The sequence below is a fragment of the Magnetococcales bacterium genome (assembly GCA_015232395.1).
In the GTDB taxonomy this organism is placed as follows: domain Bacteria; phylum Pseudomonadota; class Magnetococcia; order Magnetococcales; family JADFZT01; genus JADFZT01.
The window spans coordinates 1-13,879 of record JADFZT010000095.1 but is presented as its reverse complement, the minus strand read 5'-3'; the positions used below and the strand labels follow the sequence as shown (position 1 = coordinate 13,879).

At 55.2% G+C, this 13,879-nt stretch carries 10 protein-coding genes, 1 tRNA gene and 2 pseudogenes; 11 read left to right on the top strand and 2 right to left on the bottom strand.

The annotated features are described in order from the left end of the window. The first annotated feature begins 422 nt into the window (after positions 1-422). The 4 genes and pseudogenes from HQL52_17970 (at position 423) to HQL52_17955 (ending at position 2,846) form a co-directional block, all read left to right on the top strand. Complete coding sequence (locus tag HQL52_17970) at positions 423-1,007, top strand: hypothetical protein (GenBank protein MBF0371332.1); 585 nt, start codon at positions 423-425, stop codon at positions 1,005-1,007. A 138-nt stretch (positions 1,008-1,145) separates the two neighbouring features. Next, positions 1,146-1,649 (top strand): winged helix-turn-helix domain-containing protein, encoded by a 504-nt coding sequence (locus HQL52_17965; protein ID MBF0371331.1) that lies wholly within the window; start codon positions 1,146-1,148, stop codon positions 1,647-1,649. Continuing rightward, positions 1,591-2,226, top strand: a complete 636-nt coding sequence (locus HQL52_17960) for an IS630 family transposase (GenBank protein ID MBF0371330.1) — start codon at positions 1,591-1,593, stop codon at positions 2,224-2,226. Before HQL52_17965 ends, HQL52_17960 begins: the two co-directional genes overlap by 59 nt. Continuing rightward, positions 2,223-2,846: pseudogene (locus HQL52_17955) on the top strand (site-specific integrase). The gene HQL52_17960 and the pseudogene HQL52_17955 overlap by 4 nt, the downstream one beginning before the upstream one ends. 149 nt (positions 2,847-2,995) lie before the next feature. Here HQL52_17955 and HQL52_17950 read toward each other — a convergent pair. Beyond that, positions 2,996-3,085: transfer RNA gene (locus HQL52_17950), tRNA-Ser, on the bottom strand. A 434-nt stretch (positions 3,086-3,519) separates the two neighbouring features. Between HQL52_17950 and HQL52_17945 the strand changes: the two genes are divergently transcribed. The 7 genes from HQL52_17945 to HQL52_17915 all read left to right on the top strand — a co-directional run bounded on the left by HQL52_17945 (position 3,520) and on the right by HQL52_17915 (position 13,319). After that, on the top strand, positions 3,520-5,085 hold the full coding sequence (locus tag HQL52_17945; GenBank protein MBF0371329.1) for a 2,3-bisphosphoglycerate-independent phosphoglycerate mutase: 1,566 nt from the start codon (positions 3,520-3,522) through the stop codon (positions 5,083-5,085). Then, positions 5,072-6,253, top strand: a complete 1,182-nt coding sequence (locus tag HQL52_17940; GenBank protein MBF0371328.1) for a peptidoglycan DD-metalloendopeptidase family protein — start codon at positions 5,072-5,074, stop codon at positions 6,251-6,253. Before HQL52_17945 ends, HQL52_17940 begins: the two co-directional genes overlap by 14 nt. A 285-nt stretch (positions 6,254-6,538) precedes the next feature. Next, positions 6,539-7,906, top strand: coding sequence for a S41 family peptidase (locus HQL52_17935; GenBank protein MBF0371327.1), 1,368 nt, complete (start codon positions 6,539-6,541; stop codon positions 7,904-7,906). Positions 7,907-7,921: 15 nt separating this feature from the next. Continuing rightward, positions 7,922-9,433, top strand: coding sequence for a divergent polysaccharide deacetylase family protein (locus HQL52_17930; protein ID MBF0371326.1), 1,512 nt, complete (start codon positions 7,922-7,924; stop codon positions 9,431-9,433). Positions 9,434-9,435: 2 nt separating this feature from the next. After that, the gene (locus HQL52_17925; GenBank protein ID MBF0371325.1) at positions 9,436-10,968 is read left to right on the top strand and encodes a GGDEF domain-containing protein; all 1,533 of its coding nucleotides are present in this window, start codon (positions 9,436-9,438) and stop codon (positions 10,966-10,968) included. A gap of 216 nt (positions 10,969-11,184) precedes the next feature. Further along, entirely contained in the window at positions 11,185-12,510 is a 1,326-nt protein-coding gene (locus HQL52_17920; protein ID MBF0371324.1) for a diguanylate cyclase, read from the top strand. Positions 12,511-12,569: 59 nt separating this feature from the next. Then, positions 12,570-13,319: a sulfotransferase domain-containing protein gene (locus HQL52_17915; GenBank protein ID MBF0371323.1), complete on the top strand. Its 750-nt coding sequence runs from the start codon at positions 12,570-12,572 to the stop codon at positions 13,317-13,319. 64 nt (positions 13,320-13,383) lie between these two features. Here HQL52_17915 and HQL52_17910 read toward each other — a convergent pair. Then, a pseudogene (locus tag HQL52_17910) lies at positions 13,384-13,803 on the bottom strand (sterol desaturase family protein). Positions 13,804-13,879 lie beyond the last annotated feature (76 nt).

Genomic DNA, 13,879 nt, shown 5'->3' with positions numbered 1-13,879 from the left:
TCCGAAGCCCTGCAATTGCTGTTTGAAGGTCAGCGGCCCTCCTTCATGCAGTCTAACGAAGCTGAATAGTTACGTGGGAATTATGTCTGGCCGGTGCGGGATGGGTTGTAGAAAACTAGGGTTGGCGGTAGGATTGGAGGGAGAGACCTGTAAGCGGTGGTATGGACATCATCCAGCAACGATTCTGCGGATGGTTGCATCTGTACCTACGGCGGGGCTCCTACCCGGTTGAGATAAAATATGAGCATAATGAAAAAATCAATGGTGGGGAATGATCCGATTGATGCGGTTTGCAAGCTCACTGCGAGCTACACGGGCTTGCACACCCACCATTCCGGTTTCCGAGCCTATAAATTAAAATGACAAAAACGAACAAGCCAATCACTTCACCCAACGACACCTGCCCTGCAAAGGATAATACGGTGGATAAAACATACGCATGGGGGAGTGAGAAATGGAGTGAGAAAGGGTTGTTGCTTTACATGAAAATAGCTCTTGCTCATATCATATCTACCATATTTATTGTTTTCATATATGACCACTCAAGTCACCCGACATACTGGCAAACTTTCATAGATTATTTTCACCCAATTAGTGATATCTGGTCTGCATCGTATATTGAATACTCACACATGATGCCTACACTGGCTCCAGTCAGCCTTTTTTTTTCAACCTGCTCTTTAATAGTGTGCTTGATTTATTCAAAAACATGGTATGATATTGCAGTAACAAAACCCATCAACAAAGATATTGACAAAAGAAATCTTGATCTTGGCACAAGCGTGTTTGGTTTTTTAGTTATCACTTACAGTGTGCTTATTTTTGCGGTCACACCACCAGCCTACGATAAATCTAACTTTGGCCTTCGCATTTTCAACTCTCCAATAGGCATGGTTCTTTCACAAGCAGTGATACAGATTATGATTTACTTGAATGTACTGGCGTTCCATAAAATATCTGACATGGCACATAAAAAGACAGGGAAACAATCATGCCGACCGACCTGAACGATTTTTTATATGAGCCGAAGACAAAAACCAATAGCGGGAAACGGTAAGCGTCCATTACGGGGCAGGAACTCATACCAATTTGCAAACTAAGAGGTAAAATAATAGACTGCTTCCATAACCACAAAGGAGGCAGCCATGGGAAAAGTGACGAAAGTCGTAGCTCACCTGACAAAGGAAGAAATTCAGGAGCACATCAAGGAAACAACCGGATTTTGGAAGGTGCAGAAGTGGCTTGTTATTTTGAATGCCACAGTTGACCCACGGCCAGCTGAAGAGATTGCCCAACATACTGGGCTAGCGAAACAGACTGTCCACAATCTGATTTCCCAGTACAACCGTCATGGACCAGATGCGTTAACTGGGCCAGGGAAAGGTGGCCGATACCGGGCAAATCTGTCGTTGGACGAAGAGGAGAGTTTTCTTTCTCCGTTCAAGACGAAAGCCCTTGCGGGCCAGATTGCAACCGCCAAGGAAATTCATATTGCATTGGAAGACCGGATTGGTCGCGCGGCCCATATCAGCAGCACCTACAGATTATTGAAGCGTCACGGATGGAGGAAGGTGGTTCCTCGCCCTCAACATGTCCAAGCCAACCTTGATGAGCAGGAGGCTTTTAAAAAAATTTCCAAAACTGGTTGAGGAACAAAAAGCCACTCAAGACCCGGAGGACCAACGGCCTGTCGTAATTATGGTCCAGGATGAGGGCCGTTTTGGGCGCATAAGCGACACAAGGCGCGCTTGGTCGCCACCAGGGGAACGGCCATTCGCCCCTCACCAGGTTGTCCGACAGTACCTGTACGCTTTTGTTGCCGTGGCACCTTTGCTGGGCCGCATGACCGCATTGCTTCTTCCGTGGGACAACACGGCAATGATGTCATTGTTTCTGACGCAAGTATCTGAAGATTTTAATGATTATTTCGTAATCATGTTGATCGACGGTGCCGGCTGGCATCTTTCCAATGAACTGCGTATTCCGGAGAATATCCGCTTCATTCAGCAATCATCACACAGTCCGGAATTGAACCCCACCGAACATATTTGGGAGGAATTACGAGAAAAACACTTTCACAACAAAGCATTCGACAGTCTCGATGATGTGAAGAACGCTTTGGTGACAGGGTTAAATCAATTGAGCGATCAGCCAAGCAGAATTCGTTCAATGACCAGCTTTCCATATATTGCAAAATATCACCCATTAGATTGCAAATTGGTATGAGGGGAATTTTCAAGGATGCCTTTGCCGAAGGGCGGATTGATCATGACCCAACCTCCCGTGTCCGAAATCTGCCTGTCCGGACCAAGGAACCGGATCCCTTCCGCCCCGATGAACGAAAAGCGATTCTGGAGGCCCTTTCCAAAATGGGCTTTCCACAGGCCCGGAATATGGTTCAGTTCGCATTCTGGACCGGATTGAGAACTTCCGAGTTACTGGCCGTGAAGTGGTCCGACGTGGACGCCCTGAAGGGGGTAATCCGGATTCGCCGGGCCAATGTGCGGGGCCATCTCAAAGTGACCAAGACCACGGCGGGGGATCGGGAGGTGTTATTGCTCCCCCCGGCTCTGGAGGCGCTACAGGATCAGAAGGCCCGCACCTTTCTGGAGGGTGGGGAAATCTTCCGCACCGATTGGGATGGCTCCCCTTGGCTGAATGACAACCAAGTGACCAAACGTATCTGGAAAGCGGCCCTGAAGCGGGCTGGCGTACTACACAGGGGGCTTTACCAGACTCGCCACACCTATGCATCCATTTTGCTCTCATCGGGAGAAAATCCCACCTGGATTGCCAAACAGATGGGCCATGCGACGATGCAGGTTCTTTTAAAGCGATATGCCAGATGGATTCAGGAGGAGGATCCGGGGATTTCGGATCGTCTGCAACGAAAGTTCAAGGGGAGTGGAACACCCGGGGGCGGGGCTGGATGGTCCCAAAACGGTCCCGAGGAAGAATTGAAACCGTGTAACACTATGAATTTAAATGGCAAAGATGGCGGAGGAGCAGGGATTCGAACCCTGGGTGGAGTCGCCCCCACAACGATTTTCGAGACCGTCCCGTTCAACCGCTCCGGCACTCCTCCTGTAAGCTTGCAGCTTGGTGCGGACTCTACCCAATCCTTGGGTGCTTGACAAGCGTCTAGACGCACTGGAAACATTCAACTCTCAGCAAGCCTCTTCTTTTGCAGCCCAAGCAAGCCCGGTTGGATCCACCGGTTGTGGATGTTAGAATCCCTTTTCATGTGGTGGATCGCGTTAACCAAGCCCTACCTGAATGGAACGGATTCCGGAAAATGCCATCATTGGAATGCCAGTCAGGAACTTCCGGGAAAAAACGCCAACCCAACACGAATAAGGATGCATCCAATACCGCTCCGGCTATCCCCCGGATTAAGGCTGCCATGCAACCATCCACTCTTACCCTCTCATCAGGTGGCCAAATCCCATCTGCCATCCCTTTCACCAAAGGGTTGATTTCTCTACCCTCAATCACCCCACACCCGACGATGAGGAGCCCATGCGCCCCAAACCAATGACCCTCGTGATCATGGATGGCTGGGGGATCCGTGACGAAAGGGATCACAACGCCATCTTTCACGCCAAAACACCCCACTTCGATCACTGGTGGCAAACCCGCCCCCACGCTCTGGTGCAAACCAGCGGAGGGCATGTGGGTCTGCCCGACGGTCAGATGGGCAACTCAGAGGTGGGGCATCTCAACCTGGGGGCCGGGCGCATTGTTTATCAGGACTATACCCGAATTAACCTGGCCATCAAAAACAACACCTTTCAAACCAATCCCGCACTGACCTCCTCCATCGAAAAAGCCGTCGCTGTTGGAGGAGCAGTCCACATCATGGGGCTGCTCTCTCCAGGAGGGGTCCACTCCCATACCGATCATCTCCTGGCCGCCGTGGAGAGCGCCGCCAAACTCGGAGCTGGAAAAATCCTCGTCCATGGTTTTCTCGATGGCCGGGATACCCCCCCCCGCTCCGCCATGGAATACATCTCCAATTTTCAAGCAGGGCTCGACAAAATCGGCGCCGGTCGCATCGCCACCCTCTGTGGCCGCTACTATGCCATGGATCGGGACAAGCGCTGGGATCGGGTGCAGCTGGCTTACGACATGCTCGTGGCTGGAAAAGGAGAAGTGGCGTCAGACCCCCTGAGTGGTCTGCAAGCCGCCTATGATCGGGGAGAAGATGACGAATTTGTGCAGCCTACCCTGATTTTGGCGGATGGCACCCCGCCTCAAAGTGTCTCCGATGGAGATGCCGTGCTCATGCTCAACTTTCGCGCTGATCGCGTACGGGAGATGAGTCACGCCTTTTTGGATCCCGAGGAAGGTGACGGGGCTTTTACCGGATTTAAACGCAGCCTGCGTCCCCAGCTGAGCGCTTTTCTCTGCCTCACCCTCTATGACGAAACCTTGCAAAATATCCAGGTCGCTTTCCCCCCGGAGCGGCTCCACGACATCCTGGCCGAAGAGGTCTCCAAACGAGGCTGGCGACAGCTACGGGCGGCAGAGACCGAAAAATATGCCCACGTCACCTATTTTTTCAATGGTGGCGAAGAGGCCCCCTTTCCCTTGGAGGAGCGGCTGTTGATCCCCTCCCCCGATGTCGCCACCTATGACCACCAGCCCGCCATGTCTGCTCAGGAGCTGACGGATCGCGTCATTGAAAAACTCGGTCAGGGATCGTTCGATCTGGTGGTGGTCAACTATGCCAATCCTGATATGGTGGGACATACCGGTGATTTTGAGGCGGCGGTCAAGGCCATCGAAACCGTCGATCACTGCCTGGGACAGTTGGCCGATGCCATCCTGAAGGCCGGTGGCGAACTGCTGCTCACCGCTGATCACGGCAACGCCGACCAGATGGTGGATATTCAAACCAATCAGGCCCACACCGCCCACACCCTCAACCCGGCCCCCCTGCTCTATCTGGGCAGACCGGGTCAACTGGTGGATGGTCGTCTGTGTGACGTCGCCCCGACCCTGCTGCGCCTCATGGGGCTGCCCCAACCCGAAGCCATGAGCGGCCAACCCCTGGTGACCCTGGAAGGCGATGCGGATCTATAGCCCACTCACCAGCAAGTGGTTTTTCATCGCCTTCCTGGCCGTTGTGCTGGTCCCTTGGAGTGGGCTGCCTACCCTTGCCTCCCCGGCAAAAGCCACGGAAAAACCCCACAGCCTGGAACAGGGGCGGAATGCCTTAAAACAGGTAGTGGGTACGCTGCAAAAGGAAAAACAGGCCCTGCGCCGCACCAAGGGGGAGGAAAAATCTCTCCTCGCTGAACTGGAAAGCCTGGATCGCAAACTCTCCTCCGGCAAGGAACGCCTCGACACCCTCACCCAAAAGCTCAAGGACGCCGAAGATAGGCTGCCCCTGCTGGAAGATCGGGTCGGAGAAAATCTGGGGCGACTTTCCCAAAGCCAGGAGGAGCTGGCAGCCCACCTGCGCCTGCTTTACGGCCTGGGGGATCAGGGGCTGCTCAAGGTTGCCCTCTCCGGAGAAAAAAGCGCCCGCATTCAGCAGGGCGTGGTCTATTTTGGTCACCTCATTCGGGAGCGTAATCGGCGATTTCAGGGATTGCGTCTGGCCCAGGATGAGCTGCAAAAATCGATAGCGCTTCATCAGGAAACCCTGAGCCACCTGCAACAACTCACCCAGGATCTCAAGGATGAACACGACCTCTGGCTTTCCCGGCGGGAAGAGCGCATCGTCCTGCTCAAGCGGGTTCAAAAAGAGGGCAGCCTCAGACAACAAAAGCTGGCTGAGTTAAAAAAAGCCCAGGAAGATCTCTCAGGCTTTGTCGTGGAGCTGGGTGAGGCCTTGAATCGTGCCCCCGTTGCCAAAACCCAAACCTTTGGTCGGATCCAACGAAAAAAAGGCAAACTGCCCCGTCCGGTGAAGGGAGCCTGGGCTGCCAAATCTTCCGGTCTTTTCTTTAAAGTTCGGGAAGGATCGCCGGTAAAAGCGGTTTTCCAGGGACAGGTGGTTTACGCCGACTGGTTCCGGGGGTATGGTCTGTTGTTGATCGTCAATCATGGCAACCATATCTACTCCCTCTATGGTCATAACCGTCGCCTGTTGGTGGGACAGGGGGATTGGATCGCTGCCAACCAAAAGATCGCTGAAGTGGGGGATACGGGTTCCATGGAGGGGGTTGCGGGGCTCTACTTCGAAATCCGCCGCAACGGTCACTCCGACAAACCCGGTCGGTGGCTTGCATCTTTAAAAAAATAACACCCGTCTAGGCGGGTCACCCCGGGGAGCTGAAACAAACCACCCCGAAGAGACAAAACAAGACGCCGAAGGGGAGCGCCAAAGAGTGGACCCGGAAGGGATGGAGGCAAGTTGGTCCTTGATATGCAAAGCTCGAAAATGCCTTCATCCGAAAAATGCTGTATCCTTGGAAAAATACCGGCGCTTTAATGAGCCGAGATAAACCATTTTAAACCCACGATGTCACGTTCCATCCCCTGGGAAATCCCATGGATCGGCAGGGGTTCTCAACAATAGGGAGTTGCAATGAAAACGCTTTTCCGAGGGGGACGCCCCCATCTCTTCCTTGTCATGGTCGTGACGGTCCTGGTGGGCTTGCATGCCCTGGCTGGCAATGTCATGGCGGTCAGCCAAGTGACCTACGAAAAATTGAAGGTCTTTTCGGAGGTCTACGCCCTCATCAAGCAAAATTATGTGGAGGAAGTTGACGAAAAAGAACTCCTCTACGGGGCGATCCACGGCATGCTGAAAACCCTGGATCCCCACTCCTCCTTCCTCACCCCGGAAAGCTTCAAGGAAATGCGGGTGGATACCAAGGGGGAGTTTGGTGGGTTGGGCATTGAGATTACCCGAGGGGATCGGGCCATCAAGGTGGTCTCTCCCATCGAAGACACACCGGCCTTTCGAGCTGGTATGGAAGCAGGTGATCTGGTCGTCAAAATTGAGGATGAGTCCACCCAGGACATGGACCTGATGGAAGCGGTCAAAAAAATGCGGGGTAAGGTGGGGACGGATGTGACCCTCACTGTCGTCCGCCAGGGGGAGCCCAAACCGCTGACTTTTACCATCACCCGGGACATCATCAAAATTCGGAGTGTCAAGTGGCGCCTTGAAGAGGGTGAAATCGCCTACATTCGCATCATCCAGTTTAACGAGCAGGCGCTACCCCTGCTGGAAAAAGCGATCGGTGAATTAAAGGCAAAGGTACCCAAAGGACAACTCAAAGGTCTGGTGCTTGATCTGCGTAACGATCCCGGCGGTCTTCTGGACCAGGCGGTTCATGTGGCCGATGCCTTCCTGCACAAGGGGCGCATTGTCTACACCAAGGGTCGCATTCCCGGGAAAGACATGTCCTTTGATGCCGAAGAAGGGGATCTGGCTGAAGGAGCGCCCATCGTCGTCCTGATCAATGCCGGTTCCGCCTCGGCATCGGAAATCGTCTCCGGTGCTCTCCAGGACCACCACCGAGGGGTGATCATGGGAACCCCTTCGTTCGGTAAAGGCTCGGTGCAGACCATCATTCCCCTCACCGACGGCTCCGGCTTGCGTTTGACCACGGCCCAGTATTACACCCCCTCTGGAACCTCCATCCAGGCCAAAGGCATCACCCCGGATATCCTGGTCGAGGATCTGACCTTTTCCGGCAAACGTGGGGCTGACTTTAAACGCCCCAAGGAGGCCGATCTGAAAGGCCACCTGGAAAACGCTGACAAGCCTAACGGCGAAGAAAATTCCGACGATAGTGACGAGGAGGTCGAAGGGGAGACCCAAGAGGAGCCGGATCGGGTTACTGGACGCCGGGGAGAGGATTATCAACTCCAGAGAGCCCTGGATCTTTTGCGTAGCTATCGGGTGTTTAACCAGCGCATCTCCTCTGCAGCCGTCGCTCCTTAAGGCCGGTCAGCACAGATGCCCGCCCCCAGCCTTAAGGGACAACGTCCCGCCTGGCAAAAATGGGGTTTGACCCTGGTCGGGGCGCTGCTCCTGTTTCTTATGGGGCTGCTCCCGGGCATGCTGGGGGAAAACCATCTACCCAACCTGGAAAATGACAGCAAATCCCCTGCTGCCGTATTGGAGTCGGCAGGGGAAGAGCCGAGTGGAGAGGCTGACTCCCAGGAAAAAACGACTCAAAGTGATAAGGAAGAGGGGGAGGAGTCAGACAAAACCGCTGACAAGGATTCAAAACCATCTGACTCTGAGAACGAAGATGCGCTCAAAACGGCGACGGTAAAGAAGGGTGATTCAGCAAAGGAGAGTTCCACCACCTCACAGGCCCCACCAGCCGAAGAGCCCCCCCCCGCCATCTCTGCAGCTGCTGACGATCCTCCTCTGAAGCTGACGGTGGCCAAGGCGCTGCCGGTCATGCTGAAAAGCGTCAATTTGGCCAAAAAAAATGCCTCCATCACGAAAAAAACAGACTCGACCGCCAAAGCGGCCGACTCCCTGGCCCTGGAAAAAAGCAAGGGCAGCATTCACACCCCATCAGGGGCTGGCAAAACCAGCTCTGATGACGCTGATGGGGAAATTTTGTACGAGGAAGACCTCCCACCAGAGGATGAGGGTGCAGAAGCAGCCAGCACACCCCACGCTGTCAGCGATATTCCCCCTCTGGCACGGATTCCCAAATCCACAGCAACCTCCCCTGCTACTACCACGACGCCCACCACCACTGCCACCAAGGGCCTGATTCCTGTGGCTCTGATTATCGATGATCTCGGCTACAACGGTAAGGTTTCCGAAGCGATCGCCAAGCTACCCGGGGAGATCACCCTGGCGGTGCTTCCTGGAGGACCTTCCTCTCGTCGGGTGACAAAACTGGGGGTTGCGCTGGGCAAGGAGATCATTCTCCATCAACCTATGGAGCCCAAGGGCTATCCTAAAGTCAATCCAGGCCCCGGGGTGATTCTCGTCGAAATGGATGAAGGGGATACCCAGCGGGTTTTAGTCGAAAATCTGAAAAAGTTTCCGGAAGTGGTGGGCATCAACAACCATATGGGCTCCAGGCTGACTGAAAAAAAAGCCCACATGGCGTGGGTGATGGATATTTTAGTGGAGCGGGGGCTCTATTTTTTGGATAGCCGCACCTCCACCAAAACCGTCGGCTATTCCCAAGCCAAGGCCAACGGTGTGCCCCGGGCGCAGAGGGATATCTTCATCGATAATGTTCGAAATGAAACCGCGATCCTCAAACAATTGGCCAAGCTGGAAAAACGGGCCTTGAAAAAAAACGGTGCCGTGGGCATCGGCCACCCCTATCCAGCCACCTTGCGGGCGATCAAAAAATGGCAGGTGGGGCTTTCTGAGCGGGGATTGGTGTTGCAACCCGCATCCCATTTTTTAACCCCCCTCTCCGCCCGAACCCTCTATCGCAAGCCGGATTCTTCGGCCAGCGATCTCCCGGCGCTTCTCGCTTCGGACTGATCATGGCGAGTCTGGTCCCCCGCCTGGAAGAGCTGCTCACCCTGCTGGAAGGGGGAAAGCCCCGGGAGCTGGCCCAGGGCAAAGCCTTGGTAGAGAGCCTGTTGGCTGATGCCCCTTGCCGGAAAGAGGTGCAAGGCGCCCGAAAAAATGTCGCCGGGTTGATCAGTGGGCTGCTGAAATCGGCTCTGGAGCGACAGCGGGGGGGGGCTGCCAAGCTGCAAGGGTTGACCCGGGCGTTGGTGGATGACGCCGCCTGGGAGGATGGCACCATCTCTCGGAAAATCCAGCTGCTCATCCCCTTGCTGGCTCCTGCCAAAGCGGGATCGGCCAGAGAGGCGGCATCGATTCAGGCAGAACTGCCCGAACGGGTTCAAGGATTGCTGCAGCTTTTATTGGAACGCTCCCTGGCTCCTGGTGAGCTTCCCCCGGATTCAAAAAAATTGGCCCGCGCCGACTTTTGGCAAGAGGCCGACCGCCAGCTGACAGCCCTTTGTGCAGCCGCCCCCCTCCCCCCCTCCTCCCGGGAGTTTAAAAAAGCCGCCATCAAAAAAACCGTCCTGCAGCTGGCCCATGGGCTCGACACCCTTTTGCAGGAGCTGGGACGCCAAGATAAAAACATCACAGCCACCCTGGCAGGTCTGCGAAAAAAGCAGGCGTCAGGGGATCTCAATCTGCTCGCCAAAACGCTCCTGCGGGAGTGTGGCCTTTTTCAGAGCCATGCCCGCTCCTTGAGGGAACGTTCCGCGACTGTTCAGGATCAGATTCGACGCCTGGAAGTACGTCTGGAGGAGATGGAGGAGGCTCTGGATGAGACCCGACGGGACCATCATCGGGATCCATCTACGGGGATTCCCGATCGGTTCGCTTTTTCGGCCCATTTTGAGCGTAATCGGGAGCGGGCGGACCATCTGGGGGAGCTGTTTGTGGTGCTCCTGGTACATCTGGAAAATCATTCTGCCCTGATCGACAAAATCGGGCGCAAGGGGGAGCGCAAGCTTTTTTCAGCTTTGTCGGCCCGGCTGGGAGAACTATTGCCTGATGAGGCTCTACTCACCCGCTTGAGTGGGGATCGATTCGGCATATTACTGCCCAAGTGCCATCTCGAACAACTTGCCCCTGTGGGAGAGCGCATTCGACGTATGTTGCAGGGAACGCGGTTTCGCTTTGACGGCCATTCCATTGAGGTGCGCGGTTTATTGGGGGCTGCGGCTTTTGAGCCTGAGATGACGGAGGAGTTTTTGCTCAGTCTGGCGGATCGCGGGGTGTTGCTTGCTCGTCAATTGGAAGGCCGGGAGGTGGGGGTGGTTGCACCGCCTTCCCAGTCGGATAAGGGGGCTCAACAACCCGTGGAAAAAGCGGAAAAAACGGAAAAAGGGGAAAAAGCACCTGATGATGGGGGAGAAAGTCCAGACAAATCCCCTGAGATGAAAACACCCCCACAAGCTGATTCAGCCGACCCTGATGACGCGACAGCTGACGGGGGACATGGCTCCCCGGAAACCAACCCTTCGGACGATGATGGATGGAGGCTCTGATGAGAGGGGTTGGGGCTTTGATGGGAACCTCGCTACTCGCGTGGCTAACCGGTATTCACTCTATCTTGAAGCGCCCCCTGCTCTCAGATTTGGTCCGATTGATTGGACCGTGCCGAGGGGAGCACTTTCCATCCAGCCACCTCACCCGGGTGTGGGTAGGGGGTCCATCAGGGTTAATCTCCCCGCCTTTTTTACCTTTCGAAGGTTGCCCCTGAGATGGAATCCACCATCGCCTCTCTAAATCGTATCAGCCAACTCCTGGGCAAGACGCCCCCCGCTACTGTGGAGGCTATTCGAGAACTTAAAGAGCTGCTGGTCAAAACCCCCTGCTCCCCAGAAGTGAATGAAGCCCGAGAGATGGCGGAAAGGCTGCTGACTCAGCTTATCAAGCCCGCTTTCAGCCGGGATCGGGAAAAGCAGGCGGTAGTGGCGCGTCTGCTGCGGAAGATTCAGCAGGATTCCAGCCTGGATTTGACCAAGCTAACGCCCCTGATTCGGGAGATCGCCGGTTGGATGCAGGAGCGGGTTAACGCTCCTCCTCCCCCTTCCGCCCCGCCCCCTGAGTTGATCCAACACCTGATGGCGCTATTGCATCTGCTCGCCCGGGAAGAGCCCTGGCTGGCCAAGGCGTTAAAAAAAATGGATGCTCTGACTGACAAAGAGCCCCGGTACTGGTCCGAGCTGCATGCGCTGCTCAGCCGCATTGTCACCCAGGGAGAAATTGCCCGCTCTTCCTGGGAAAATGAACAGTTGGGCATGCAGGAAACATTGGCTGAAGCCTCCAGGCGTTTTCGGGAAATGCTGCAAACCTTTGGTCCCATGGACGGGGGGCTGCATGAACTGGCCAAGCGGGTGGAAACAGCGGGCCACCTGGCCGACATCGAGGCGTTGACCGGGCTTTTGCTCCACGAAGCCGGGACTTTTCTCAACCACGCCCGGGTGATGGACAGGCGCGTTGCCACTAGCTTAGACCAACTCTCCCAGCTGAAGGAAAAGGTCCGCAAGCGGGATGAGGCCTGGCTGCAATCCCGGGATGAACAGCTCACCGATCCATTCACCGCCCTCCCCAATCGGTTTGCCTTTGGCGGCCACCTGAAGCGTTATCTGGAGCGGGCGATACCCAGGGGGCGGGATGGGATCGCTCTGATTTTGGTGGGGATCGGGGAAGATTTTCAACGGGATTGGGAGTTGAGCCGGGAGGAGCTGAACCTGCTTCTGTCGAAGTTTGCCAAGCGCATGCGTCAGGAGGTAGGACAGGGACCGGTATTGGCTCGGCTGGATGAATTGGTGTTGGTGGTGTTGCTATCGGAAGCCCCCCTGAAAAAAGCCTTGGAGATAGCCCAGAAGATAGCCACACTGGTGAAAGAAGAGCGTTTTGCATTGAATGACCATAAACGCGCCCTGAAACTGGAAGCGAGCTTTGGGGTGGTGGGGTATGAAAAGGGGCTCTCTGGGGAGGGGATGCTGGGGATTGGTCGTCAGCGGCTGGGAGAGGCTTTGGCGGCGGGGCCTTTCCAGATTCGGGGAAGTGGAAAATCGTGAGATGAGTGTGTGGGATCGATCAGCCTTGGCCGCATTGTTGACTTTATCGGGAGCTTGAGATGTTACCCACCTTTCTTGGTGTGGGGGCTTCCCGCTCCGGGACCACCTCCCTCTACGACATGTTAAGCCGCCACCCCCGGATTTTTATGGCGCAACCGAAGGAGATTCATTATTTCACCTTCCGCCACCCTGCCCTCGGTTCCAAAAATCCCTTGAGCCCTGCCCAGTATGAACAGCTCTTTGCTGGAAGTGAGGCTGCCCAGGCCAGGGGGGAGATCTCTCCTTCCTATCTTTGGGTTCCGGGGGCGGCTCAACGGATTCATCAGCTTTTGGGTTCCATCCCCGTGGTGATTCTGCTGCGCAACCCGGTGGAGCGGGCCTATTCCGATTTTTCCCTCTCCCAGGGGGCGGGTTTGAATCAGGAAGGTTTCGATCAGCTATTGATCCAGGGAGAGCCTCTGCTGCGGCAAAATAAATTAATTCTCTCCCCTTTTCACCCCAGCGCCATTCTCTGGAAGGGTTTTTTCCATCAGCAGGTCAAACAATATCTCGATCTTTTCGGCCCCGAGCGGGTGCGGGTCTATCTGTTTGATGAGATGATTGGGGATTTTCCCGGCTTTCGGCAAGATCTGTTTTCGTTTCTCGAAGTGGATGATCAGCCCGACGCCTGGTTGCGCCAGGTCAACGCCAGCAAAAAAAATGCGCCCATCAGCGACGAAAACCGCCAGCGGCTTCAGCAATTTTATCGGGGGGATATCCTCAAGCTGGGGGAGCTATTGCAGCGGGATCTGACCTCCTGGCTCACCTGACCTCTCCTGACGATCACCAACCCCCAAGCCACCAAACCAACCAGTAGCCTGTTATCTCCTCCCCTTATCCGCGCCGATTGAGGGGGTATTCCCCTGTCTGACCCACAAAGGGGAGTTTGAGCATTCCCGGGAGGGTGGCTATGTGCTGTGGATCCTGTAACTCTTTGAGTCCAATCTCCATCTGGATGGCACCCTCCGGATGGCCCTCTGCGTAGGTGCCCAGCCAGCGATCCCACCAGGGAAAGTTAAAGCCGAAATTGGCGTTGGTGAAGGGGGCGTCCACCGAGTGATGGACCCGGTGCATGTCTGGGGTGACCACCATCAACCGCAACAGCCGGTCGATCTTTTCCGGTAGGTGGATATTGCCGTGGTTGAACATGGCGGTGGCGTTGAGGAGCACTTCGAAGATCAAGACCGCGAGCGCCCCCGCCCCCAAAGCCGCGACGACTGCGAGTTTGATTCCCATGGAGAGAAATATTTCAATGCGGTTTCAGCACTGCGGACGGTGGTACAGCTCTCCCTGATCGGCCTGGTGCTCAAAAGCCTGTTCAATCAGGCCC